Annotated in this window: 28 protein-coding genes and 1 tRNA gene; 2 read left to right on the plus strand and 27 right to left on the minus strand. The window is 41.2% G+C overall.

Translation table 11 applies throughout. From position 1 onward, the window contains the following. Position 1: 1 nt before the first annotated feature. The 4 genes from FTT78_RS13445 to FTT78_RS04980 form a co-directional block, all read right to left on the minus strand. Positions 2-3,382, minus strand: a complete 3,381-nt coding sequence (locus FTT78_RS13445) for a tape measure protein (protein ID WP_257221882.1) — start codon at positions 3,380-3,382, stop codon at positions 2-4. A gap of 65 nt (positions 3,383-3,447) precedes the next feature. Further along, entirely contained in the window at positions 3,448-4,233 is a 786-nt protein-coding gene (locus FTT78_RS04970; protein WP_180043750.1) for a hypothetical protein, read from the minus strand. Positions 4,234-4,315: 82 nt separating this feature from the next. After that, positions 4,316-5,149, minus strand: coding sequence for a phage antirepressor N-terminal domain-containing protein (locus tag FTT78_RS04975; protein WP_180043748.1), 834 nt, complete (start codon positions 5,147-5,149; stop codon positions 4,316-4,318). 82 nt (positions 5,150-5,231) lie between these two features. Continuing rightward, positions 5,232-5,390, minus strand: a complete 159-nt coding sequence (locus FTT78_RS04980) for an Arc family DNA-binding protein (RefSeq protein WP_005103718.1) — start codon at positions 5,388-5,390, stop codon at positions 5,232-5,234. A 119-nt stretch (positions 5,391-5,509) separates the two neighbouring features. Here FTT78_RS04980 and FTT78_RS13450 point away from each other — a divergent pair, with 119 nt between their 5' ends. Continuing rightward, complete coding sequence (locus FTT78_RS13450; protein ID WP_257221880.1) at positions 5,510-5,803, plus strand: Arc family DNA-binding protein; 294 nt, start codon at positions 5,510-5,512, stop codon at positions 5,801-5,803. A 50-nt stretch (positions 5,804-5,853) separates the two neighbouring features. Here FTT78_RS13450 and FTT78_RS04990 read toward each other — a convergent pair whose 3' ends face one another. The 19 genes from FTT78_RS04990 to FTT78_RS05080 all read right to left on the minus strand — a co-directional run bounded on the left by FTT78_RS04990 (position 5,854) and on the right by FTT78_RS05080 (position 19,378). Next, a complete protein-coding gene (locus tag FTT78_RS04990) occupies positions 5,854-6,261 on the minus strand; it encodes a hypothetical protein (protein ID WP_180043746.1) in 408 nt (135 codons plus the stop codon). Between the two features lie 11 nt (positions 6,262-6,272). After that, a complete protein-coding gene (locus FTT78_RS04995) occupies positions 6,273-6,974 on the minus strand; it encodes a tetratricopeptide repeat protein (RefSeq protein ID WP_180043744.1) in 702 nt (233 codons plus the stop codon). A 370-nt stretch (positions 6,975-7,344) separates the two neighbouring features. Beyond that, the gene (locus FTT78_RS05000) at positions 7,345-7,854 is read right to left on the minus strand and encodes a hypothetical protein (protein WP_180043742.1); all 510 of its coding nucleotides are present in this window, start codon (positions 7,852-7,854) and stop codon (positions 7,345-7,347) included. A 43-nt stretch (positions 7,855-7,897) separates the two neighbouring features. Beyond that, complete coding sequence (locus FTT78_RS05005) at positions 7,898-8,833, minus strand: phage tail tube protein (RefSeq protein ID WP_180043740.1); 936 nt, start codon at positions 8,831-8,833, stop codon at positions 7,898-7,900. An 81-nt stretch (positions 8,834-8,914) separates the two neighbouring features. Continuing rightward, a complete protein-coding gene (locus tag FTT78_RS05010; RefSeq protein WP_180043738.1) occupies positions 8,915-9,445 on the minus strand; it encodes an antA/AntB antirepressor family protein in 531 nt (176 codons plus the stop codon). Positions 9,446-9,685: 240 nt separating this feature from the next. Next, the gene (locus tag FTT78_RS05015) at positions 9,686-10,096 is read right to left on the minus strand and encodes a hypothetical protein (RefSeq protein WP_180043736.1); all 411 of its coding nucleotides are present in this window, start codon (positions 10,094-10,096) and stop codon (positions 9,686-9,688) included. Further along, entirely contained in the window at positions 10,093-10,488 is a 396-nt protein-coding gene (locus FTT78_RS05020) for a hypothetical protein (RefSeq protein WP_180043734.1), read from the minus strand. Before FTT78_RS05020 ends, FTT78_RS05015 begins: the two co-directional genes overlap by 4 nt. Before the next feature lie 5 nt (positions 10,489-10,493). After that, entirely contained in the window at positions 10,494-11,339 is an 846-nt protein-coding gene (locus FTT78_RS05025) for a hypothetical protein (RefSeq protein WP_180043732.1), read from the minus strand. Next, complete coding sequence (locus FTT78_RS05030; protein ID WP_218946606.1) at positions 11,290-11,661, minus strand: glutamate 5-kinase; 372 nt, start codon at positions 11,659-11,661, stop codon at positions 11,290-11,292. The genes FTT78_RS05025 and FTT78_RS05030 overlap by 50 nt, the downstream gene beginning before the upstream one ends. Beyond that, positions 11,654-12,034, minus strand: a complete 381-nt coding sequence (locus tag FTT78_RS05035) for a hypothetical protein (protein WP_180043730.1) — start codon at positions 12,032-12,034, stop codon at positions 11,654-11,656. Before FTT78_RS05035 ends, FTT78_RS05030 begins: the two co-directional genes overlap by 8 nt. Then, entirely contained in the window at positions 12,031-12,405 is a 375-nt protein-coding gene (locus tag FTT78_RS05040) for a hypothetical protein (protein ID WP_180043728.1), read from the minus strand. Before FTT78_RS05040 ends, FTT78_RS05035 begins: the two co-directional genes overlap by 4 nt. Before the next feature lie 7 nt (positions 12,406-12,412). Next, positions 12,413-12,643, minus strand: a complete 231-nt coding sequence (locus tag FTT78_RS05045; RefSeq protein ID WP_180043726.1) for a hypothetical protein — start codon at positions 12,641-12,643, stop codon at positions 12,413-12,415. Positions 12,644-12,692: 49 nt separating this feature from the next. Further along, complete coding sequence (locus FTT78_RS05050; protein ID WP_180043724.1) at positions 12,693-13,646, minus strand: major capsid protein; 954 nt, start codon at positions 13,644-13,646, stop codon at positions 12,693-12,695. A gap of 14 nt (positions 13,647-13,660) precedes the next feature. Beyond that, positions 13,661-14,398 carry a DUF6651 domain-containing protein gene (locus FTT78_RS05055; protein ID WP_180043723.1) on the minus strand — a complete coding sequence of 246 codons (738 nt, stop codon included), beginning with the start codon at positions 14,396-14,398 and terminating at the stop codon, positions 13,661-13,663. Between the two features lie 113 nt (positions 14,399-14,511). Then, positions 14,512-14,814 carry a hypothetical protein gene (locus tag FTT78_RS05060; RefSeq protein ID WP_180043721.1) on the minus strand — a complete coding sequence of 101 codons (303 nt, stop codon included), beginning with the start codon at positions 14,812-14,814 and terminating at the stop codon, positions 14,512-14,514. Positions 14,815-14,862: 48 nt separating this feature from the next. Next, on the minus strand, positions 14,863-15,483 hold the full coding sequence (locus FTT78_RS05065; RefSeq protein WP_180043719.1) for a super-infection exclusion protein B: 621 nt from the start codon (positions 15,481-15,483) through the stop codon (positions 14,863-14,865). A 90-nt stretch (positions 15,484-15,573) separates the two neighbouring features. Further along, positions 15,574-16,695, minus strand: coding sequence for a minor capsid protein (locus tag FTT78_RS05070; protein ID WP_180043717.1), 1,122 nt, complete (start codon positions 16,693-16,695; stop codon positions 15,574-15,576). Between the two features lie 2 nt (positions 16,696-16,697). Continuing rightward, positions 16,698-18,122: a DUF4055 domain-containing protein gene (locus FTT78_RS05075; RefSeq protein ID WP_180043715.1), complete on the minus strand. Its 1,425-nt coding sequence runs from the start codon at positions 18,120-18,122 to the stop codon at positions 16,698-16,700. After that, positions 18,119-19,378: a terminase large subunit domain-containing protein gene (locus FTT78_RS05080; protein WP_180043787.1), complete on the minus strand. Its 1,260-nt coding sequence runs from the start codon at positions 19,376-19,378 to the stop codon at positions 18,119-18,121. The genes FTT78_RS05075 and FTT78_RS05080 overlap by 4 nt, the downstream gene beginning before the upstream one ends. A gap of 74 nt (positions 19,379-19,452) precedes the next feature. On the opposite strand from FTT78_RS05080, the gene FTT78_RS05085 reads away from it, so the two are divergent. Further along, positions 19,453-20,283 carry an HNH endonuclease gene (locus tag FTT78_RS05085; protein ID WP_180043713.1) on the plus strand — a complete coding sequence of 277 codons (831 nt, stop codon included), beginning with the start codon at positions 19,453-19,455 and terminating at the stop codon, positions 20,281-20,283. A gap of 77 nt (positions 20,284-20,360) precedes the next feature. Here FTT78_RS05085 and FTT78_RS05090 read toward each other — a convergent pair whose 3' ends face one another. The 4 genes from FTT78_RS05090 to FTT78_RS05105 form a co-directional block, all read right to left on the minus strand. Then, the gene (locus FTT78_RS05090) at positions 20,361-20,903 is read right to left on the minus strand and encodes a DUF2280 domain-containing protein (protein WP_180043711.1); all 543 of its coding nucleotides are present in this window, start codon (positions 20,901-20,903) and stop codon (positions 20,361-20,363) included. Between the two features lie 46 nt (positions 20,904-20,949). After that, entirely contained in the window at positions 20,950-21,579 is a 630-nt protein-coding gene (locus FTT78_RS05095; RefSeq protein WP_257234746.1) for a putative metallopeptidase, read from the minus strand. Between the two features lie 508 nt (positions 21,580-22,087). Further along, positions 22,088-22,164: transfer RNA gene (locus tag FTT78_RS05100), tRNA-Arg, on the minus strand. A 385-nt stretch (positions 22,165-22,549) separates the two neighbouring features. Next, positions 22,550-23,446, minus strand: a complete 897-nt coding sequence (locus tag FTT78_RS05105) for a hypothetical protein (RefSeq protein ID WP_180043709.1) — start codon at positions 23,444-23,446, stop codon at positions 22,550-22,552. Positions 23,447-23,504 lie beyond the last annotated feature (58 nt).

A 23,504-nucleotide genomic window follows, 5' to 3' on the forward strand; every position in this document is an offset into this window, starting at 1 on the left:
TTTAAAACTTACTACGATTGCGCTTCATATGGTATAGAAAGGCTTTCTCACCTTCAGGACCATATAGCCAATCCTTCGCCTCATTCTCATCCTTAACCATAATCACGCGCAGGTTATTATCGATAGTCTGAGGCTTGCCACTACTCGCCTTTGCATTCGCCTGAGCTTGTTTCTCTGCCTGAATAGTGCTGCCATTATTAATGGCATTAAGTGTATTCACACCGACACGTTTGGTTGCTTCAGCGTTTAATACATATTCTTGACCATGCACCACACCTGCAACTTGGTTTGTACCATAGTTGCCTGTGTAGCCACCAGATTTGAATCCCGTCATATTGGTAGATTTAATGCTTGCTGCTTGGGCAACCTGTAAAGCCGCTGCTGCTGCACCCATAGCAGGTGCGATATATGGGCCAATTAAAGGAATAGCCGAAACAGCATTGACTGTATTTGAGTATGTTGCAGGAATATTCATTAATGCCTGAGCCACTGCAAAAGCTTTCTGAGCGGCAAACATTGCGGCATAAGCACTAGAGTTCTCATCAACAAGCGACATAAAACCACCAAGCATAGACTGCATATAGGACGCTGAATATTTGGTTTGCAGCATCAGTTTATCTTGCTGATATTTTTCCTCGCTAATTAAATCAAGCTCACGCATTTTGTCCAAAACTTCAAATTGCTTAACCAGTGGACTTTCTTCAAAACCCATCACGCCACGGTAATCGCTGATTGTTCGGTCACGCACTCCTGACTCATCTTTCGATTGGCTGGCAAAAGACCCGTTTAGCAGCTCCGCACGCTCGTTAGGGTCATTGACCGTCCTTGCGATTTCTTGGCGCTCCAACTCATACCGTCTTTTGATCAGCTCCATCTCGGAGTAAAGTGCTTGTTGTGCTTGAAAGATACGTTGCTCTTTAGCCAACTCCAGTAGACCAAGTTCGTGTTGATGTTGTTGGTACAGAGCTTTTGACCTGTCCGTCAGCTCTTTTGCGGAAAATTGCTCATTAAGATTTAAGCTCAATTGGTCTATTTTGTGTTTTTGCTCAAGCTTCTGTCTTTCAGTCCACTTGAATTCGTTGAGTTCATACTCAAGCTGTGCTCTATACACTTGCTTCTCAATATCAGCACGATGAATTGCTCTATCTTGGTAGTTTTTATCCACACCACCTTTGCGCATCTCCGCTAATTCTTTTTGAAGATTAAGCTCAATCTGCTTTTCATGGTCAGCATAGCGATAAGCGACATCTTCTTGAATATGTCCTATTTCTTCCGCCAAGCGCTCAGCATCACGCGCTTGTTTTCGTTCAGCCGCTGCAGCCGATCTCGAACTTGATGAGCTACCACTAGATTTCCGTGATGCTTTTGTGGAAGCGGTGTATTTTTGAGTGCTTTTATTTAGTTTTTCCTGCTGCTGATTCTTGTAGATAATCGCAGCTGCCTCTTCTCGCGTAACCTTTCCATTCTTTGCGGCAACATCAGCTAGATCACGTGCTACACCTAAGCTATAACCTTTCGATAGTAGCGTATTTGTGATCTGCGCTTGCTTCCCAGACTGTAATGCTTGCGCTGTGTACTCAGACATAGCGTTTGCAGCGCCGCGAGCCGCAGACTCAACATTATTTAATGAGTTGGCATTATCATTGTGCTTACCTGCTGCATTACTTGAAGCATTACCAGCTAGAGTTACTTCGACACCTAAAACCCTTTGCGCGTCTGCATTTTCCTGTGCTTTACGTCGCGCATCGTCGTAAATATTAAGAAAGTCTAAGCCTTGAGATTTCTGCTCGGGTGTTAGTAAGTTCAACCTGTTCAGTCTTTCAATAGCCTCCTCTTGGGATATCAACCCTTGACGCACTTGATCATAGATTTCTTTGGCTTCTATGCTTGATTGCTTGCTTTTAGCAATAGTTGCAATAAAACCATTAAACGCAATATTAGCTTTGTGCAATGCTTCGTTTTGCGCTTCAAATGAAGCTTTTAAGTCATCTTTTGCAACATCCAGTTGCACCCCGCGCAGGGCTAGAAGTTCCTCTTTTGTCTTATTGGCAACTTTCCCCTGTTCTTCAAGTTTTGCATTAGCCTCTGCTGTGCGTTTTTGCAGGTACATATAACCAGCGGTTAATGCCGCCACACCAATTGTGATTGCGCCGATTGGGCCGCCAATTAAACTGTATAAAGCTGCTGCTCGTGAGCGAGCTTTATTATTTGCCTCTTGGGCAAGAGTATCCGCAGCTGTAGCAGCTGCGTGCGCTGTAGTTGCTTGTGTTGCCTTTGCTTCTAATGGGATAACGGTTGATTGAATGTATGAGAGTCGTTGCATACCCGTCATACGCGCAGCTGTTGCTTTAGCATCCGCTAATTGCATTGTGGTGTATTGAGCAATAGCACCAGTTTTCCGCGCTTCTGAAGCTGTTAATGCGGCATTGGTGCTAATTTCACTTAAATTTGCTGCATTCTTTTTAAGCGATTCAGTAATTGATCCACGAATAGCCACAGTTTGAGTAAGAATGGTCTTGGTTAGCATTGCAACGCCACCAATCATTGCAACACCTGCAATAGCATCAAGATTATTAGCCAATACTTGAATACTACTAGCTAACATGGTTGCAGCACCCGAAGCCTTGCCTGCTTCCCCTGTAAACTTGGTGACTTCGTTGCTTAATAGCTGAATAGATTGCCCGATGGTTATATCGGTTTTAGAAAATAACTCATCTACTGATTGCTTTGACTTTGTTAAGGCATCAACAAGGACTTCACCAGTAATTTTACCCTCCGCAGCCACAGAGCGAAGTTGACCAACCGTAATACCCATACCTTGTGCAATGGCTTTTGCGAGTGCTGGCGTTTGCTCCATGACTGAGTTAAGCTCTTCACCACGTAGCACACCAGACGCCAATGCTTGACCAAATTGTGTTAATGCCGCCTCTGCTGCTTGAGTTGATGCGCCACTAATCGCCACAGCTTTTGATACTGTTTCAGTAAGCTCGGCTGTCTTAGCCATATCAATTCTGAGTGTTTTCGCATTATCACTAAAGCGCTGATACACCTGAATTACAGAATCCCAAGACTGATAAGATTTTTGCGCAATACTAAAGGTGTCACTCATTGCTAGGTTTAACTGTTCTTGCGACTCAGTGACAAGCTTTAAGCGGTTTTGCATCCCTGTATAGGCATCCATTTTGGATATAGCCGCACCAACAGTCACAACACCCGCCATGTATCCCGCAAGTTGACGAGTTGCCACAGACATCGAATCCATAGACTTACTAGCAAAATCACCCTTCTTTTCGATGCTGTCTAGTTCATTCGCCAAGGCACGCGCATTTCTCTCAGCATTTCTTGAGTCAATTACGATTCTCAATACAGATTCTTGAGCCATTTTTACTCTCCTTTAGGCATTAAAAAACCCCGCTTTTAGCGAGGTTCTGTGTGTTTATTTGTGGCTTATAAGTCAGCCCAGTTGCAAGAATTTACCTGCTCTCTCATTCCGTGCCTTAAGTCTTTCACACTAAATTCTTGCGCAGTAAACCCGCCATCTATTGTTTTGAATGCAAAAGAGACCTTATTTGCGGTTTTAATAGCTTTTGTGAGCTGCTTATTAGCTCCAAATTCTTGGTACTCTTCACGACCATCAAAAGGGATTAGATTCATCTCCCCATCATCCACATCAAGCCCAATCATCCCATTCATTTCGTAAGAAACCCTGTGCATAGAGTAAAGAGCAAAACTTGTTTCCCCTTGTTTACAGTGAACTTGAAGAACTGGGTAGATATAAATTCCATCTTTCATAACTAATTTCGATGGCGTTGCGGTTGCCCCATCGTTTTTAAAATGATATTTCGGTTGGTCGTAACTTGGTTCTGGCAACTCAAATTTTGGCGGAATGACTTTGTTGTCCTTAAAATCAAATGGTTGGTTGCAAATGCTATCCCACGCTTTTGGGAACTGTTTTGTACTAAAGTTTCTCTCATTTTCAAATATCACACTTTTTGGGCTGAGCACTATAAATCGACTAAAACCAACATATCCGCCCATTTTGTTTTTAGAATTAACTTCTCCACAAAAGCCTTTTTGATTTTTAAATTGAGCTGAGGCTGGGTCAATTAGTTCATTTTTAACAACCTCTTGTGCATAGCTATAACCAATCTCATTTAATCTTTGCAGTTTTTCTTCTTTGCTCTCACATCCAATTAAAGCTGCAATTACACCCAATACAAGTAATTTTTTCACACCCCACCCCAATATTTGTTATGGGAACAAGATACTAATTAATCAGGCAAAAAGAAACCACCCGAGGGTGGTTTTGATTTAATTAAGCATTTCTCTCTTTTAGAAAATGCCGCCCAACTCGCAGCGTATCAGTACCATAAAGAAGATCTAGTACACTATCAAAGCGTTTCGTAAACTCGGCAATATCCATTGTTGGGTAAAAGCCGTGTGGTAAAGGCCTCGCAGTTAATACACCACCTCTGGCACTCACATGCCAAGAATCATACTTAGAGTTATTGAACTCGTTACTGATCTGCTGGGCGACCTGAATAACTTCTTGAGGGTAAGGTAAAGCTTTAACTTCCTGCTTTTCCACTTTTGCTTTTAGATCCATTGTTTCCAGATAATGCACCGCCTCTGGAAAGTGGATTGCCAGTAACTCTGCATAACGCGGTATTTTGAAGTGTCGGTTATGACGCGCCCACATTTCAGCAAAGATTCTACGTTCACCTTGAGAGCGACGCGCCACAATCTCATGAAGTAATGCTTGCTGTTCTGGTGAGATAGCCTTGCGTTGGTTAATTGCCTGCCCTTTGGTCCAGTAGTCCCACAAAACATCATCACATTCATTTTGGTACGTAATGACCGTTTCACGAAGTTCAGGTTTTACCTTGTTGGGGCTGATTGATGTAAACCAGCCGAATAGCTTACGAAGTGGAATGCAGAGCATTTCTTGAATACCACTTAAAGTAGGCGTTTCGATAATCGAAACACCCCAACGAGCTTTGTTACTATTGAACTTAACTGTTTGTGATGCCCAAGTTAATCCCATACCTTCAACGACTGGCCGCATAGGGACATAAGGTTGCCCATTGTGTTCCACTAAATACAATTCAGTATTATGGAAAGGTACTGTCATTTGAGTTAAACTATTCATTGTTGATATTCCTGTAGTTTGTCGACATTCAAAGCCCCTTCGTCCGCCAAGATTGCTAGGGGTTTTTTATTGCCTATAAGTTTCATGCTTTCGCACTCTTTTGGTTTTGTTTAAGCCATTCTTCAACAATAGTATTCAACTGTGCTGTCAAAGAACGGCGGTTTTCTGCTGCTGCCTTTTTCAGCCCATCTATATTTTCATGAGCCATTCGGACATTTAGCTGCTTGTCATGTCTCGTCATTATTACTCCTTTTAAAGTGTTTTGCTTTATAGCGTTTTAATTTATAGCAAAACACTTTATTGAAGTAAAGCGTTTTGCTATATATCATTAAAATAATTTTCACACCTCACTGAACTGCTATGGCTCAAGAATATTCACAAGTAAACTTCAGAATACCCTCGAAGCTAAAAGAAGATATAGAAAAGGCAGCTTTCGCCAATAACCGTTCAATTACATCTGAACTTGTGTCTCGGCTTGAAGAAAGCTTCGAGCAAGATCAAAATAGTTTTGACCAAGGATATGAAGCCGCTCTAAATCACGCAGCACTTGCTATTGCTAAAGTTTTAAGTAAAAAAAACGTAGAGTGGCCTGAGATTCAGAAGACCGCACTCTTTATGCTTGAAGAAGCTAAGAATATAAAAAAAGCACCCTAAGGTGCTTTTCTTTTGGCATGAAAAAACCATCCCGAAGGTGGTTTGGTTTACTAAGTCAATTTTTCAATTGAATCAAATATTCTATTTGAAAGCTGAATAGATAATTCCGCTTCACCTTTACGAACAGCTTTATTGAGTTCGTAATCTGATACTCTTCTAAGGCCTCTTAAACGCTTAAAATCATTAATTATGGTCTCTAGGTTCTCAAAATCAATATGGTCTGATGTTAGAGCATCTTGCTTATTTATACAGGCATCCAGATAAGCCTTGTGTACGCTTACATTTTTGGTTTGGGCATCAACTGAATAAAATAATCTATTCTCAACTTCATTGGTTAGTTGATTAAAAGATGCATAATAAGATTGATGCATTACACTTCTATAGGTTGCTTCATTTTGTTCGCACTTACCAAGAATATCTTTAGCGCTTAACAGCCTGTCAAATGGTTTGAACTTCACTACATATACCCTTAACAAACAGTAAGCGGCATTAAAACAATGGTAACTTTACGAGCTATATGTCTTAAACCCAGGTCATTAGCGAGCTTGTCAAACTCATCCATAATTTCCATGGATTCAGCTGCCGTTCCAACAAAATCGTAATAAACGAATAAATCGCCATCTTCTATTATCCAGCTAATTGATGGAACGATGCCAAATCTAACTTTCTTTTGATACATAAGGTTATTGAAAAGAGATATATAAATCTTTACGTCTTCAAGTTCTAAATTTAAATCTTGAATAATTTGTTCAATCTTAGAAGCATAATTAATATCTACTTCTTTTAGCAACTCAAGCTCAAGTGTTGAAAGAAGGGCACGAAGAAAAGCATGTATTTGAATTGGGCTTGCAACATCTACCTTGTTGTTGAGCATCTTTTTCATTTCTTCAAAACGCCCAAAATTACCCATTGAAGCAATGAAGTTGTTTCGAATTAACTCATCTCCCGGGGCTAGTCGAAGAGCGATTTGGAAGTTCTCATACATTTTATCAAAATCATTCGAAAGGGCGTACACGACAGCTTTGCACATATAACCCTCCGCTGGATCTACGCGAATTGCTTTATCGCATTCAAACAGATATCTGCGCTGTTTAAATTCCGATAAAAGAATACTTTGATCAAAGCCGGTAAGCTCATCAAGTAATTCTGTAGTTAAAGGCTGTGCTTTCATAATTTAGATACCGTTTATCACTCTGGACAACTCATCATTAGAATTTGCTATTCAATTTATTATATCAATTACATATTCTTTTGTATTGTAAATTTGTGGTATATGGTCAGAAGCAAGAAACCAACCTAAGTCGATTTCTTTTTCATCTTCCTATAAGCCTCATCAATAAACTGGTTATCCAGATCAAAGATGACCGCATTAAAAATATAACGCTCCACTGGCAACTCATACTGCTCACAATAGGCATTCAAATCAGCAATGCTTAAAGCTAATGGTGTGCCTTGCTCATATCGACGTGACCGGGCAATAGTGTTGTAGGCTTCAATTAAGGCATTGGCTGTATATGAGTACTCTGGTGGATGTGGTACCTCTAAGCCGAGCGCCTGCCTTTGCTTTTTTTGGTGTGTGCTGAGTCCAGCGTATCGGCTAAGGTAGGTGTAGAGTTCTCGGACTTTCCCAAGGCTTCATCTCGATAGCTGTTTGCTTCAGATTGGATTTGATCGGCTTGTGCTTTTACGAATGCCCAAATTGCCACACCAATATCACCCATATTGAAAAGCTTGGTTGCATTCTCAGGTGAACATTCCGGTTCAAACTCTTTGCCATTTTCAACAAAGATAACGCCTTTCCAATCTGCTAGTAAATGACATGCGGCAGCTTCAAGTAAAAGCTCGTGATAAAGCTTATCTTCACTGCCCGCAGTCGCCACATCAAAGCCTTTTGCTGATAATTGGTTTTGCGCACGCTCAATCGCTACACGATATGCTTTGTAATCAGAACCGCGAATCTTAAATTCAGCTAAAACACTCCCTTCGCCATCCTTGTATTCCTTCCAAAGCGTAACTTCTTTGCTTTGTTGAATTGCTACTTTTAAAGCCATGTTTTGATCTTCCAAAATAAATACCGCCCGAAGGCGGCTAGATTTAAACAAGTGTACGTGTGATAGTTGGTGATACCTTAATGTGAGCAAAGTTCACATCAAGCGTGATGTCATCTTCGCCACCACCATCAGGGTGATTCGCTTCTGCAACTTCAAGTTGAGGGAAATTGAAGTCATACTTATTGCCCGCCGCATCCTCAATAGCAAACTCAAGCGGAATTGTTGCACGTGTTTTTACAAGTGGAATATAGGCTTTAGATTGGCTTGTAAACATAAACTGAGTGTTCAGCGTAATATCCACCATACCCTCATTGTATCCTTGCGCTGAGGTTTTACCTGAGCCTAAGCAGCGATATGGGTTCATGTTATTGTTAATCGCAAGTTCAAGCGATTGAACACATGCAGTCCCCACTGTTGTTGCGCCATCTACCGACATTTTGTTGACGTTTAATGCAGACACTAGGACCGCATCATCCGCAGGTGCAATGCTTGTTGCTGGATTAACTGTGACTGATTCAAAGCCTGTACCAACTAAGCCAAAGGTTGCTGTAATTTTCCCCGTTGTTGCGAGACTAAAACTCAACTCAGCAATGCGCACCCCTGTATATACGTGGTATGTGCCAATGTCTGAGAAGTGTTTTACAAAGGTGAAGGTTTTTTTGGTTTCACCACCAAACTGTAATGTGTGTTTTGTTGGGTCGACTGAATCCTCCACCCAATCATTCATTGCTACGGCTGAAATAAATTGATCAAACGTACCAATTGAAAGCTCAACCTCAAGCGAGCCTGTAATTTCCGATTCATCTACGGTTGAGCCTTGACGAAATCGAGAATCTAAAACACTGCTTGATGTGGATGTGGTGACATTTTCAGTCAAGCCATCAGTGACACGACGAACGGTAAACCATCCGCTTGTTGGCACTGTGCCGACCACCGTTTCAGGTGCGGCATATAATTTAATAGCACTGCCTTTAGACACAGCTTTCTCCTATTCTAGGCAATAAAAAACCACCTTTCGGTGGCATTGGTTTGGAAATAATTAACCCCGCATTTAGCGGGGTTATTCGTTTTCATCTTCTTTAAAATCTAAGCTTGGCTGGGCTTCTCTAACCAGCTCATCCAATTCTTTAAGCATGGCTGGCTTGGTCTGCTTGCCTTCTACTGATAAAAACCGCCCCGCTTCAGACAAGCATTGTGTAATCAGTTCAATTTGCGCTGAAAGTTTACCAATGCGTACCTGCAGCCCATCTTTAAGCTGACGAGCTAATTCTTCTTGCTCGATATAGTATTTACGGATTTCGTGACCTTTTTTATTGCGCTCCATCATTCCAAGGTGCTTCGTCATATCCACCGAGATAATGTATTCAATTAGGGTGGCGTTATTGGCTTCCATTTTTTGGTGGAGGCGAACGTAATCAAAACCCTCTTCAAATCCGCACTGGGAGATTCTGCGCTTAATCCATGTTGAAAAGTCCTGCTTGCTCTCTAGCATTTTGTGCAGGTCACGCGCATTCACACCGAGCTGAACTTTTCCATTTAATTCGACTTCGATAAATGGAGTTTGATTTTCAATTTTCACAATTGCATTCATATCGTTTACCTCGTTACCAAATAAAAAAGCCACACAGACATGCGGTAACGAGACACACCTGTATGGCAAAACGGTTAATCCAAGTTTGGATTTATCTTTAAAATTAGATATTTGAAGAAAAAACTGGCAGGCACACCGAACATGAAAAGTGCGCTTTTCGGGGATCAGCCTAGCCAGTGGTTTGCCTGAAAACAGGCAAAAAAAACCGCCCATAAAGGACGGTTTGATTAAGTGTTTAAGTTAGTTCACTCGGAACTCAGCTCTAATTATTTTTGCGTAAAAATCTTGGTCATCCATGCTTTGTGGTGCGTGGACTTTGTAGACTTCAAGATGAGATGCGCTAAAGGATTGCAGAAATGAGCGCCATGCGTCACACAGTGCGGTCATAGCAAGTGTTCCGCTGTTCTTTGGCGTGAAGCACTGGATTGAAATAATGCCGTAATCTCGGATACATGGACTATTGCCAATTGATGCCACCTGACTGTCTGCGTACTGTATAAAAACTTTACACCACGCTTTATTTGTTGGCGCTTTGAAGTGTTGCCCCTTGTCCAGTGGCTGGCTTTCAATGCGGAGATTGGCTTTCTCTACACCAGTGAATTGACCTATTTTTTTATAAATTTCAGTTTCAGCTTGGGTGAGTGTCATCATTTGTATTTGCTCGCAACTGAAAGGAATGTGAGTGAGTAAATTCCAAGTGGTGCTTGCTGTTGTGAATGTCCATTCTCAAGCCTTAGGGCGTATGGAAGATTGTTTTGTATATAGACACTATCTCCAAGCTTGGCTTGTAAAATTTGCCCCGCTCCTTCCGCAAACACTTCTTGATCTAGCGTACCTTTTGGTGATTTATTCCCATTGCCTGGTACCGTTTCATTTGTGGTTTTATTGACTGTGACTCTATGGTTGGATCGGAATGCACCATCCATGACAGGGCTGGCCATAATCACACCTTGAAGCATATCTGCACTCACTTTTCGCAAATGCTCGTCACCAGCCATCTCTACCTCAAGCGCAAAATTAGTTGGTTTGTTTTTCCATCCCATCAGCTCTACCTTAGTTTAAATTTACCAGTATCCATTAAGTACTTACCGCGCACAAAAGACTGCATCAAAGATGGTATTTCTAAAAAATCTACATAAGGAATTATTAGTCCGAATGTCTTATTGCTTAAAAACCCTTTTTTCTTTATCAGTGCGTAATTTGGTTTTTTAAAATAAATCTCAACCAACCACCCCTCAAAAAGCATTTCATAAACAATATTATTATGAGTTTTGTACATATATGGGGCAATAATGATCTTCTGCAGCCCTTGCATATCTATTATTCCCGCATTATCCCTCACTGCTCTTATGCGGACATTGTATATTTTAGGACTGATTTCCTGGTCGTTAAGAAACAGGTTTTTAAAATATTCACTAACCTCTGGGCAAATCTCTATGCCCGAATAGGCGGGATGATTTGATTCAGCAGCTCGCCACATTATTGATAAAAAATAATGCTTAACTTTTAATTGATCTATATTTGAAAAAAACACCCCATTAGTAAGAATGATCTTGGGGATTGTTGGATATTTACCTCTTAGAGCATTAAGGGAGTAATTTTCATAGTTATTATTAAACTGCTTCTCACAACCTCCACATAATTGATATGTATCCCATTGATCACTTGTATATTCAATCTTTTCCAACCTTGGAGATATGTTCAAAACTAAATTGTTTTTTGCTGGCCTCAAAACCCTACTAAATACACTTCTTCCAATTGAGTGAGATTTTTGCAACTCTCTCTCTTGGTCACACAACTTGCAGATACCTATCATAAATCCCCCTAAATTTAGAGGGATATTACTACACCTTTCTAAGCTGGCAAGTCCAGATGCTTGATGTTGGGTCTGCACCAATATTCACGACTTTGAAATCTCCTTTACTGGTTGCCCAAACATCATCAATCTGAGGCACAGCGGTTACTTCATTTTGCAGAACAATTGCCTTTGCATCTTCGGCTTGATAATCCGCAGGCTTTACTAGGTCTTTTAAATATGAGCCAAACAGGACGCCACGCCCTGAATAAGATTCACTGCCTACAATTGGATAGGTTTGTGTTTCAAAATCAAATACGCCTGAATAAATTGGCTTTTGACAAGTGAAAGTATCAACAGCATCAGCAAGTTTTTTATCAAAAGCTTTGGCAACCTTGGATTGAATTTTATTCTTAATCATCTGTTTCACTCGCCTCAAACATTGCAAAAAGATCCTGAGCAATGCGCTGTATTGAATAGGCTTCAAATTCAGTGCTAGGCTTTTTCTCACCCATCAGCTTTTTGATCCGCTGCCAGATATGAACAGCTTCATGTAATAAAAGCCCATGCACTTCAATCAGTGTTCTTTCGCTGCAATCACCCAACTGAACAATGCAATGCTTGCCACCATCGTAATAATCGACCTGAGCACCCGCACCTAAATGCATGAACTCTTGTGTGTCGTTCACATCATCAAATAGCAAATCGAATTGATCTTGGTTGCGGACTAAAGTGTATTTTGAGTGTTCAAAGGGTGATATATGCCATTCAGGCACATAACTGTTACTAATCATCTGCGATACACCTGAAATGCAAAACCTGCAGGTTTTAAGCCCACGGAATCAATCAGAGCCTTGGCGATCTGCTCAAACTCGGATAACTCCCGACTATGCTCTGAAAAGGTTTCACTTACCTGTACCGTGTCAGCCTTTACACTTTCGCTTGTAGTCTGACGTGCAACACCTGCGTAGATAACTTTGGCCAAAATGCCTTTAATGATTTCACACGATGCAGTTTTTAATTCATCTGCAACCACTTCTGGTACATAGCCGACTTCATTTTTCATCCATGTATTGGCCAAAAGAATGAGGCGAGCTTTATCACCAGCTGGCGCAAAGTCTGCCCCTAAAATTTGCTCAGCTTCTTCAAGGGAAATAAAGCTCATAAATCACCTATTCGGTTGGTTGTGTGGTTTTACGTGCAGTAGGCTTTTTCTGCTCTTGCACTTTATCTTGTGGATACCAATCAGGCACTTCACCACCGTATTCGTCAGCATCTTCAACAAAGTCACCTTTATGTGTTGCTGCACGGTTTCGCAAAATCCAACCATCAGCCTGAAGCTTTTCTACGTTTTCAGCAGAAAAGTCGGATGTGAAATACAGTTTTTTAACTTTCTTGGTCATGTGTTTTCATCCAATATTGAAAAGCCCCAATTAAGGGGCTTTTCTTTGATTACGCTGACTTAATCAAGACACCTGCTGTATCTTTGATTGAAGTTGCAATTAAGTCCCAGTTGGTGCCAGTACCGATTGCAGCATCGGTTGGTGACTTACCACCTGTAGCCATATCCCATGCATAACCTTTCACACCTACACCATAGGTCCATTCAGCTTGGTATTGGTACTGAATGTTTTCATTGCCAGTGATGGTTTCGAGTTCAGCGTTAAAGTCGTTGTTGTCATTCACGACAATACCACCTTCAACCAAGCCCAGAGTGTTATAGATCGTGCCAGTAGTTGTCACTGCTAATGCGGGCGCATCAGTTACAACGAATAAGCGGCCAAACGGATCACGAATGACGTTTACACCATCGTAACGGAATAGGTTTTCTGCGTTGGCCAAGGCGTTATCAAACAAGTTGTGCATAGTGGTTGAATGCAGCACCCAAGCACGAATTGCGCTTGAGCGGTCACCCATACGCGAAGCACCTTTGTTCAATAAGCGGAATGTTGCCGCATCGGTACCATCACCTTCAACTGCGGCAGCATTACCGCCAATAGCAGAAGAACCACCCAAAATCGCAGCATTCAGCATGTCAGCAATTTTGGCCTTACCAAGCTGCTCACCAATCGTTAAGGCAGCTAATTCAGGATTTTGCTTAATCCATAAGTATTGCTGCTTTTCGTACTGAATCGGTGGTGTACCCGCTGCAACCTTTACTGCCACGTCAAGCATCTGTTGTAGGCGTTTTGCGGCTACAGTGCCAGAACCATAAGCATTACGACGACGCACCAAACCATCAATCGCTTTGAATGAAGCTTCGATATTAAAATCACCTTCAAATGGATCAGCGATTAACTGGATTGCGCCTTGTGACGCTTCGTTAAACTTCACAATGTCCTGAGCAACATGCTCAGTCATCACCAAGTGGGTTTGTTTATTAAAAACCTGTAAATCAAAAGCCATGGGGCTTCTCCTAATTATTTAACTGTTTTGAGAAATTCAGCTTTTTCTTCACGTGTTTTGCAGTCAGACAGCGTCTTTTTGACACCACCTTGACCACCACCTTGGAATCCACCACCTGAACCTTGACCGCCTTTTAAAATGTGGTCCTTGTATTGGTATCCACCAACCAAAGTTTCCAAAGCTTCGTCAAAGTCAGCGACTTCACCTGGGCGTGTACGTGAATAGATTTTTTGACCATCTGTACCGTAGGCAACAACCTTGCCTTCTTCGATCTTAAAGCTCTGACCGAAAGTGGCTTGAATCATGTCTACTGGTACAGCAATGTTTTCTTGAATGAACTTAGAACGAGCAAATCCACCACCAATTAACTCTTTGTGTAATTGCTGCTGAACGGCATCACGCTCTTGTGTGAGTTGCTGAAGCTGTGGCTCATAGGTCTGTTTTAGTGCTTCAGTAACTTCAGCTTTCACCTTGTCTACTTCACCTGCATCCACAAGCTTTTTAGCATCCAGGTTTTGAACAATGTTTAACGCCTCTTTCACCTTTACAGGGTCTAACCCCTCAAAGGCTTTGGCTTGTGCTTCAAACTGTTCCTTTGCTTCGCGGTGCGCTTTTGCCTCACCATTTAAGCGGCTGATTGTGGCAATTGTTTGCGGTGCATCAAAAGCCACCTCTTTGCCATCCTCATGCACATAAACAGGTTTGCCATCTTGAACCACTACATGACCGTTTTCGTCTAATTTCAATTTCATAAGTCATCCGACCCTATTTCTAAAATGAGCATCCGCTCGTTACGCTGTCTGCATCCGCTTTCAGCAGGCAATAAAAAAGCACCCGTTTGGGTGCTTAAATTAATCATGGTTATTTAAAAGCTTGTTGGCTGAGCTACTGCGCGGACAAGATACATAAGTCCAGTTTGAAAATCTGTCTTAGCCATTGCAGCGAAACGCTCAGGGGTAGCAGCCTCAAGACGCTCCCATTCATCCAAATTATGGACCTGTTGCCCTGCGTCACATTTACAGTTGTAGCGTTGAGTGGAAATGTGCTTTTGAACCTTTTCAATCACCGCTTGAACTTGCGGACCGATAGTCTTGATCTCATTCATCAAGTCAATTTCTTCTTGAGATAAATCACGATAACCTTTGATTTTTTGGTGTTGGTTTTCCATTTTCTTTCTCGCATAAAAAAGACCCTTTCGGGTCGTGGATTGTCTTAATTAATAATTAAATAATTGCCTATTTTTATTTACTTCACGAATGCTATTTGGCGTAAATTTATGTAATAACTCTTGCACCAACCTTTGATCACAATCTTTTGAATAGACTTCAGGATACAGGCTGCTAAGCCTTTGCATAAGTATCATCGGTAATTTCAACATCACAGCTTGGCCTGCTATAGTAGCTCTGGCAGTATTACTAGCAAGCATCAAAATATGTGCGTTGCAAAGCTCTACTACCTCTTGACCAGTTACAGGCAACCAAATTGTTTCAGAATTTTGAATAAAATATTGAAGTAAAACCGCTTTTTCAGGATTTGTGAGACTATTCAGTTTTTGCTCAATCAATCTTTCTTTTTCCTGATTGTATTTTCTTTCAGCAATAAGTTGTCTCAAATAAGCAACTATTGATTTTATACAAAGCACCAAAATTGTGATTAGTGAAAAAAGGAATACAAGGCCAACATAGTTTTTATAATCAGGCTTGATAGCATCAAAACCTGTCAATTCCGCCAAATTAAAAACATTATATGAAAGTAAACCTGATGCAATACAAACAACATATAGCAAAATATTATGCGTTCTAAAGATATCCAGAAACGCTTTGATTAAATTTTCCACTGATCATTTTCCATTTATTTAATTTGAAACAGATTATGCAACAGAGATATTTTTAATCAAGAAAAATCGTGTGTATACAAATAGTTGAAGTTATAATATGTTTTCAAACGTCTTCTCATCCAAAGCCTTCAACTCCTCCAATGTATAACCACGCTTATTCAGCGGATCAGCAAACTTATCAATGCTGTACTCACCTTTTTTATAAAGCTCATACTTAGATTTACCCAGCCAAGTCTTTTTGAAGAACTCGTCTGATTGCTCAAAGAACTCTTTAAATGAAGTGTTGGCATCAAGTTGACCTATCAGTTGATCACGCTCATCTTTTGGAATGTCTTTAACTTTACGCTCATCCATTACAAAGGGGCGCTTACCTAAAACCTTACCATCCTTATCACAACCAACATACGTGGTGCGATTATTTGGATGTACTGGGAATCTTGGTCGCTTTGGGTCATCAATCGAATAAACATCCCCGTCTATTGAGGCGCAGTATTTACAGGTGCGACCATCAAGTGTGGCCACAACTTTTACATACTCATAGCCGAGAGCTTTGTAAGTATCAATATAGGTTGCTGTGCTGATATGGCTTCTTGCGGTACGAACATCGCGCTCAATCTCGGAAGTGGTTTTACTTAGAATCCCATCACTGTAATTTAACGACTTTCGACCTTTAATCTTTTGAATGATCTGCTGATTACTTAAGCCTTGTGAAACACCATCACGAATAGCATATTCAACTTTTTTTCGCAGCGATGAGGCAATATCACTAAAAAGATAATCCATCAGCTGACCACCCGCATAAGGGGTTTTCTTGATGGTTTTATACATCTTTTCAGCATCAATAACGGCAGCAGTACCAGCAACTAAGCTTGCTGTGTAAGTTGCCTCGTATATCGCAAGTTGCAAAGCCGACTTTTCAAAATCAAGGCTCAATTCAGTATCAATGGATTTAAACCACTCACTCAGAATTACTTTGATTTCTTCAAGGCTTCTACTGGCTTTGCTTTTGCTTGAAAAGTTAAGTCCCTGCAGTGCTTTTCGCTCTGTATCTGACAAATCATTTAACACCTCTCCAAGTCGCATTAACTGCTTGTTTGAGAGTTTGTTAAACAAGGTTGTCAGCTCATTCACGCTTTGCGATGATGCTCTGAATAAATAAGCTTGGTGCTGTGATAGTGCATCTATCAAAGCTTTATGCACTGCATTATTCATACTCATTCACCCATATTGAAAGCACCATCACGCTGACGTTCTAGTAGTACTTCAATTTCTTCCCATTTTTCTTCAGTGAACATGCCTGTTTGCTCATACTTGTACCAAACAGACCAAGGCAAATTGCCACCAGTACAAGCTTCATATAATCGCTTCGCACGTTCTTCACTGAATTTCGGCTTGTTGAAGTCTTGTGAAATGACATAGCTCAATTCATCAGTGCTTAACTCATGATTCGGTAAAGCAAACTTTGCACACCAGCGTAAAGCCATTTGTAGGGCTTCACTGATATTCGACACAGCCAACGACACCACAGAGTGTTGAATCGAATCCTCATTGTCTGCTTGTGTTGCTGTCTTATTTGCCGAACCAACCTCAATCAAGCGAGCGCCCATTTCTTTCATATGCTCCCACTTATCCGTCATGAGTTGTTTTGCTAGGTTATTTTCACTCGCTTGGGTAATTTCAACCTTAGTCGGGAATCCTGATCGACCACCGATTGCCAAGCCATCACGCTGAATAAGTTCATACTGCTGTTCTGTAATTTCAGGCATTGAAATAACGGGTTGCCCAACGATAAAACCTGATTCTTCAACATCTGCTGAGTTTCGGTAGTGCGCCAAATTTAGTTCAGCCAATTCAAGCAGTGGTGCATTATCCATTTCGTCCGTGTTGTCTACAGCACCACAGAAAGTGAATGGAATATATGACCAATGATTGCCGTGGTAGTCGGTTGGAGTATATTTCTGCCCTTCTACCCAGTTGCCTTTTGCATCCTGCTCATACACTTGAACCGAGTAAACAAATTCATTAGACCCCACATCTTCTAAACGCAAAACTCGGTATTGTTCTTTGGTTGAGCGCTCAAAGCCATCTGGACTTCGATTTGATACAGATTCACTAATTTTGACGAAGGATAACTTCTTTTGATTTCCAACAATGATGTGATCCCAGTCTTTAATGGCTGAAGCCTTGAGAACATGAATCATCGGAAATGCATTTTTAAGCTTATCCTCAGCGCGATTACGGCTTGGTTGTACTTGCGGATAATCCACATAAACACCACAGCGGTAATGCTTTAACAAATAGCGCAACATACGCTGAGAGCACTGGTAAATAGAACGTCCTGCACCATCTGCATTTCGATCAAGGTACTCTAGCTCGTCAGGACGCTTAAACTCAGGCAACTTATTAAATGCCGAACCAACATGGCTGTTTAGTGTTCTGCCTGTTACACCATAAAAGACAGCTCGATCTAGGTACTCGTCATAACGATTATCATCGCCATCACCAAAGGTATTCGGTACAGGCAAGTACGTTTTTTTAGCAGCCTTAATGGCTTTCTGCCCCTTGCATACATCGTCAACCATTTTCCATAGTGGTGCATGCTCATCATAATCTGCGTGTGTGCTTGTAATACCTGTCATTTTCTTTTTCCATAAATTGGGATGTTTAGATGTGTGACTGGCTTAATAATCGGGAACCGCTTGGCAATTGGATAACCGCCCGCATCACCAACGTGATCAAGTCCAGATTTCTTATCTGGCATACCAAAGTCGTCATAAACCTGTTGCTCAAGCGTTTCTGTAAAACGTGGGCATTTATTGGTGTTTACCCGCAATGTGCGCTCACCATCACCGTTCAAGATCAATGCATTTACTGCATTAATACGATCTTTGATTGCAGGGTTTGTCCCATCCACTTCAACCCGAAAACCTTTGTCCCTTAGAATTTGATGATCTGACTCACTGCTGTTTTTTGAGGATTTGGCTTGACCTGCAGCATCGGGTATTACTGTCATCTCATGAAGCGGGAAACGCTCAATTAAAAGTTGTGCCATAGTTGGTGTATCTCTCACTCCAACCATTTCATCCAATGCCAACGGCTTACCATCTCGAATCACATAAACCACTGCTGCCATTTTCAATACGTTAAAGTCCATACCAATAATTAATGGCTCAAGCGGCTCTATTTCTTCATCCGTATGATTTAACTTTCGGTCGAAGTCAGGATACACAGCCCCGCTAGTCAGGTTTACAAACTGGCCGCGCAAATAAGCTGAAATTAATTGTGGTGGATATGACTCATATAACGAAGAAATATAGTCATCAGGCAAGTTAGCTTCATTGTCATAAGTTGAAGCTTGAATCATCCCGTATAAAGCACGTTTTGCAGGTGTTGAATTCGCTTCTTTTACAAACTGCTCATAAGTAAACTTAAAGCCCTCTGGTGTTGTTGCAACATCAATACCATTCAACAAACCAGCTTGTTTAAAACGCATACGTGCGATAATTTTCCGCCATGCCTGCCGTGCTTTAACAGTCGGCATGACATCCAACTCATCAATCAGCGCATGACCAATCTTAAAACCAACAATCGTTTGAGGTTTTTCCATGGATCGGCAAATAATCGTGCTTCGATACTGGCGGCCATAGTAAATATCGACCTCTTTGTTTGATTCGTAAATCTTGGTTTTTAAACCCCAATCAAACGCAACTTCATCAATAGTTGGAAAGAAAATGTCTCTAATTTGCGGGTAAGTTGGTGCGAAATAACCGAGCGGAACTTTTGGAAACTCCCAAGATTTATCGCATAAGCTCGAACACCCTACCCATGTCTTACCGCTGTTGTGATGGATTGCGCCATCAATTGTCACATAGTTGTTATTATCCAAAACCTGCATATCGTAGTAAGTCTCAACTCGATCAAGTTGTGTTATACTCAATATGTCGCAGGCTTTGATTAAGGAACAATTATATGACTGATCTTGAGAAGAAAATTTGCAGTCTTGCATCACCCGATTTAACGGTTGCTCAGATTGTGAAGCTTGTTGGTTGTGAGCGAACTGCGGTGTATCGCTGCATACAAAAGTATGATTTGACTGTGAAACAACGAAAGAAGCCAACTCCTCGTACTGACACACAAACCCATCAAATTCTTTCAATGAATCATCTTGGGATGACTTCAAAAGAGATTGCAAGTGAGATTGGCTGCTCTGCAAAGCATGTGCAAAACATTCTTCGCGTAAACAATTTAGATCGCTTAAATCGTGGCGCCATGCACGGTGATTTAAATCACTCATGGCGTGGCGGTCGAATTGTTGATAATGATGGATATGTAAGCATTCCTGCCCCACCAAACCACCCAAACCCGCGCTTGGATGGTCGTATTGCTGAGCACCGCCATGTAATGGAGACGCATCTTGGGCGATACCTGAGCCAGCTAGAAGTTGTTGACCATATTGACGGGCTGCGTCTGCATAACGACCCATCAAACTTGCGTGTCTTTGAAAAGAACGCTGATCATTTGCGTGAGACGATAACGGGAATTCGCCCAAATTGGTCTGCTGAAGGTTTTGCGAAGATGCAAATACCTTCTCACCAACGGAAAGGCTTTCCACTGATCGATACGTACCGTCAGCGCAAAGCAAACGGTGATGTCCGCTTGCAACAAATTCTCCTTGCTTTGTTGAAACTCGGTAAAGACTCGCCTCACCTTTCGGGAACGCTCCACCACTTAGAGCAAGCTCAAATCGACTACTCTTGTGAGACCAAGATAAAACAAGCGTTGGAGATGTTATCTCTTTAATTTTCTTAAAGCCAAAAGCCGTAGCAACTAAAGTATCTCCGTGCATGCAGCCAAAACCCGCGACAAATGCCCTAAACTTATTCTTCAGTTGTAGAAAGTTCGCCTGAGGAACATTCAGTGTCGGATTGATGTTCGGCATCTTTCTTACTCGCATCTACAACTTGAATTGTGACTTTCACAGGGGTTGGGTCATCACCTGCACCATCCTCGCCATCACGAATACGCTGTATTTCTAATTTCTTAAGCTCAAGATCGAGTAACTGTGCATCATGGCCCTGCATCTCATCTTTAATTTGTTTGATGATGCCTTGCTTAATGATTCTGTTTTTACCCCAACTGTCATACATCTTCTGAAGTTCGTTCAAACGAACAGCTTTATTTGCTAGCGGAATGTCATAAACATTGGATTTAAATTCAGCTCTCGTTTTCTCAAAAAGGTCTTTTAGTTTCTTGCTTAGATTTCGACCTGAATATTTCGTTGGGTCATATAGAGCCACCTGTTGGCGGCTAATTTCTATTTTAAATTCCTGCTTTACAGTGTCTGCTACTTGTTGAGGCGTTTCAAAGCAAGCAAGAGACTGAACTATAAATATTTTTACAGGCTCTTTTAGTGCTGCCACAACCACCTCTCTGTAAAGCTACGTAAAGCAAAGCAGGCAAAAAAATTTAAGCCAACTTCAATAAACACGTACCACATGCATGAGCAATTTTTGCCTTGCCGATTGTTGGGCCATCATTTGCAAGCTCTACCATTTTTTGAACGTCTGGTGATGCACCATAACGCTGAACAACCCCGTGGAATTCCTCAACATCATGTGGCCTTAGGTAATACTTGTACTCACCAGTGGATTGACTCACCAAATAATTGCCATCCTCATCGCGCTTGGCACCAATGTGATAAAGCTCATGTTCAATCAACGCACAAAAGTCAGTATCACTGGCATTATGTGCAAACCAAGCATCAATTGTGATGATGAAATTCGGTACACAACCAAACCAGTCAATCATCTGTTTTTCTTGGCGCATCTTCCGCCAGCCGCCCGCCATCGGCGCAAACTTTTCAGTCTGACCCAAAACAATTTTTTCAGACTTTTTAAACCCACTTGATGCCCATAGCACCATGAATAAATCATCATCCCACGGCGATATATGCATGTGATCAGGGTTGTGTAGCTCACCACCTTCATCAATGAATGTTTTTAAAATCCATTCTTTTAGTTCGTGTGCAGGCTCAAATCCCACTGGTTCTTCAGGGTCAAGATCAAGCAGGCTTTGAGGCGGCATTGGTCGTTTCACAGCAATACATTCCGTAAGTTTCTAATGCGATCTTTCAAGCGGCGCATGATGCCGTCAATCGCTAGCATCTCTGCCCGCGTCAATCCCGATCTACTGAGATTTTGATACTTAGACAGCTCAGCACTGCAAAATTCTAAGTCTTGTTTCGCTTGTACTTTGTCTGTCATGTAATCACCAATAGAAAAAGAAAAACCCCGCCAATAATGCATATTGAGCGGAGTTTATGTGCCGTAATACGTTCGGCAAAATGCCACTGGAGTGGCGAGGGTTTATTCAACTTCTTTCAAACAAACACGGTATACTTTGATTTCTTCATCATCAATCGTGTAATCAATCTCAGTCGCACCATGCAGGCCGAATAAGCACATTAACAATCGGAGCATGTTTTTCTCCACGCATAAAAAAACCCACATTTGGGGAAATGCGGGTATAAAACTAAGAACTACAGAACGCTCTAAATAAAGTGTATGACACTGTTTAACCAAAATATATGCCGTTCATCGGAATATGGCACGCCATGCAGGACTCGAACCCGCAACCAATGCAATAGAAGTGCAATGCTCTATCCAGTTGAGCTAATGGCGCTTAAATAAGGATGCGGCGATCTGCCACACCCTGCCTTAGATTACGATATTGACCAGCTCGGCAACTGATCTACCGCTACTCACAATCACACACACCTAACATGCACGGTCTGCTTTACTTGCTTTCAATCCTCTTTAGGTCGGGGCGCCAATCCCTAGTCTGGATTCCCGAAGGAAGTTTACTCAAGGCATGTTCCACTGGTCGGCACTCCAGCAGGAATGAGTTGCCTTTTTACAGACAACAAAAAAGCCCACATTTCTGTGAGCCTTTACGGTAATTATCAGTCTTTCCTGATCGTCATTTGCTTTTCAGGTGGCTAAGTGCGTATACATAACTTCGACCACATACCATAAATATGGCACATGCCCTGATCAGGGTCAAGAGCTTAAGTAAAACTATTTGCATATTTCTCAATAATTTTTTGCTCATGTGGTTTTGTAAACAATACAGCGAATTGAATTAAGTTTTCGGGAGTGAATAAGCGATTACCTCTTTTGACATAATCCTCTAACTCCCGCAAATTTTGGTCGTGCTGCCTTAACTTTTTGGAAAGCGTCTTGATTGCCTGACCGTCCAACTGGTTAGGGTTTTTGATTTCTCTATACACACGATCAAAGTAATCCTTTAATTTATCTGCATTATGCCAGTTAGCAATCACATCATATTCAGCAATATTTCCAACTAAAACTCGCTTAATATCCGTTACATTCTTTCTGCCACTTAGAATTTCTGCATTGATTTCATCTACTGTTTTGAAATCATCAATATATATTGCACCGGTACTTGATACTTCTTGCCCAATTTTCCTACGCATCCAGTAATCCAAAGCATTTTCTTTAAAGCTCTTAAGTGATATCTTGATTTGAAAAAATGTCATTCTGCCTGTGTGATTTAATATCCGATCAAGGTTTTCTTTTAATGATGGCAGCTTTTCAAACATTTCTTTAATTTGTAGATATTGATTGGCATTATCTCTTAAATGTTTAAATTGTTTTGCTTTTTCATCAAAACTAATACCGAAGTGCTTTTTACCACAATTATGTCCAATGATAATCTCATTACCATCATGAAGTTGTGCGACATAACCTTTTTGATGTTTCTTTCCACAACTTGAAATCCCACAACTAACAAAATCCCTTAATACATAAAAACCCGCTAAATCAGAAATCGTGTTTTGAACATCCTCCCCCCTGGCAATCATCACCTTTTCAACAAAATTAGGTCTAGATGTGATTTCTTCAAAATTCGTTATTAAATTAAAATGTTGTGGATTTTCTATCATTATTACTCACCATTGCTTGATCTTTATACAATTATCTGAATTGCTTATAAAAATCAAT

Source organism: Acinetobacter sp. YH01011, from assembly GCF_013420785.1.
Lineage (GTDB): Bacteria > Pseudomonadota > Gammaproteobacteria > Pseudomonadales > Moraxellaceae > Acinetobacter > Acinetobacter towneri.

Excerpts from the sequence above, each read along its gene's own strand:
- FTT78_RS05055 (WP_180043723.1), bottom strand. The coding sequence starts at position 14,398 with ATGAAATTGAAATTAGACGAAAACGGTCATGTAGTGGTTCAAGATGGC.
- FTT78_RS05075 (WP_180043715.1), bottom strand. The coding sequence starts at position 18,122 with ATGACAGGTATTACAAGCACACACGCAGATTATGATGAGCATGCACCA.
- FTT78_RS05045 (WP_180043726.1), bottom strand. The coding sequence starts at position 12,643 with ATGACCAAGAAAGTTAAAAAACTGTATTTCACATCCGACTTTTCTGCT.
- FTT78_RS05035 (WP_180043730.1), bottom strand. The coding sequence starts at position 12,034 with ATGATTAGTAACAGTTATGTGCCTGAATGGCATATATCACCCTTTGAA.
- FTT78_RS05050 (WP_180043724.1), bottom strand. The coding sequence starts at position 13,646 with ATGGCTTTTGATTTACAGGTTTTTAATAAACAAACCCACTTGGTGATG.
- FTT78_RS05030 (WP_218946606.1), bottom strand. The coding sequence starts at position 11,661 with ATGATTAAGAATAAAATTCAATCCAAGGTTGCCAAAGCTTTTGATAAA.
- FTT78_RS05080 (WP_180043787.1), bottom strand. The coding sequence starts at position 19,378 with ATGCAGGTTTTGGATAATAACAACTATGTGACAATTGATGGCGCAATC.
- FTT78_RS04975 (WP_180043748.1), bottom strand. The coding sequence starts at position 5,149 with ATGAATAGTTTAACTCAAATGACAGTACCTTTCCATAATACTGAATTG.
- FTT78_RS05000 (WP_180043742.1), bottom strand. The coding sequence starts at position 7,854 with ATGGCTTTAAAAGTAGCAATTCAACAAAGCAAAGAAGTTACGCTTTGG.
- FTT78_RS13445 (WP_257221882.1), bottom strand. The coding sequence starts at position 3,382 with ATGGCTCAAGAATCTGTATTGAGAATCGTAATTGACTCAAGAAATGCT.
- FTT78_RS05020 (WP_180043734.1), bottom strand. The coding sequence starts at position 10,488 with ATGGGATGGAAAAACAAACCAACTAATTTTGCGCTTGAGGTAGAGATG.
- FTT78_RS05105 (WP_180043709.1), bottom strand. The coding sequence starts at position 23,446 with ATGATAGAAAATCCACAACATTTTAATTTAATAACGAATTTTGAAGAA.
- FTT78_RS05060 (WP_180043721.1), bottom strand. The coding sequence starts at position 14,814 with ATGGAAAACCAACACCAAAAAATCAAAGGTTATCGTGATTTATCTCAA.
- FTT78_RS05085 (WP_180043713.1), top strand. The coding sequence starts at position 19,453 with ATGACTGATCTTGAGAAGAAAATTTGCAGTCTTGCATCACCCGATTTA.
- FTT78_RS05070 (WP_180043717.1), bottom strand. The coding sequence starts at position 16,695 with ATGAATAATGCAGTGCATAAAGCTTTGATAGATGCACTATCACAGCAC.
- FTT78_RS05040 (WP_180043728.1), bottom strand. The coding sequence starts at position 12,405 with ATGAGCTTTATTTCCCTTGAAGAAGCTGAGCAAATTTTAGGGGCAGAC.
- FTT78_RS05010 (WP_180043738.1), bottom strand. The coding sequence starts at position 9,445 with ATGAATGCAATTGTGAAAATTGAAAATCAAACTCCATTTATCGAAGTC.
- FTT78_RS04980 (WP_005103718.1), bottom strand. The coding sequence starts at position 5,390 with ATGACGAGACATGACAAGCAGCTAAATGTCCGAATGGCTCATGAAAAT.
- FTT78_RS04995 (WP_180043744.1), bottom strand. The coding sequence starts at position 6,974 with ATGAAAGCACAGCCTTTAACTACAGAATTACTTGATGAGCTTACCGGC.
- FTT78_RS05015 (WP_180043736.1), bottom strand. The coding sequence starts at position 10,096 with ATGATGACACTCACCCAAGCTGAAACTGAAATTTATAAAAAAATAGGT.
- FTT78_RS13450 (WP_257221880.1), top strand. The coding sequence starts at position 5,510 with ATGGCTCAAGAATATTCACAAGTAAACTTCAGAATACCCTCGAAGCTA.